The organism is Vibrio sp. OPT41 (assembly GCF_015163595.1).
Taxonomy (GTDB): domain Bacteria; phylum Pseudomonadota; class Gammaproteobacteria; order Enterobacterales; family Vibrionaceae; genus Vibrio; species Vibrio alginolyticus.
Window position 1 is genome coordinate 1 of the sequence record NZ_JADDYH010000007.1, and the last position, 401, is coordinate 401.

The 401-nt window shown below is 55.1% G+C and carries 1 rRNA gene; it reads right to left on the minus strand.

Annotated elements, in window-relative coordinates:
• Window positions 1–401, minus strand: a 16S ribosomal RNA gene (locus IQP38_RS00525); the annotation flags it as partial.

The window sequence follows — 401 nt, forward strand, 5'->3', positions numbered from 1 at the left end:
TAAGGAGGTGATCCAGCGCCAGGTTCCCCTAGCGCTACCTTGTTACGACTTCACCCCAGTCATGAACCACAAAGTGGTAAGCGTCCCCCCGAAGGTTAAACTACCTACTTCTTTTGCAGCCCACTCCCATGGTGTGACGGGCGGTGTGTACAAGGCCCGGGAACGTATTCACCGTGGCATTCTGATCCACGATTACTAGCGATTCCGACTTCATGGAGTCGAGTTGCAGACTCCAATCCGGACTACGACGCACTTTTTGGGATTCGCTCACTTTCGCAAGTTGGCCGCCCTCTGTATGCGCCATTGTAGCACGTGTGTAGCCCTACTCGTAAGGGCCATGATGACTTGACGTCGTCCCCACCTTCCTCCGGTTTATCACCGGCAGTCTCCCTGGAGTTCCC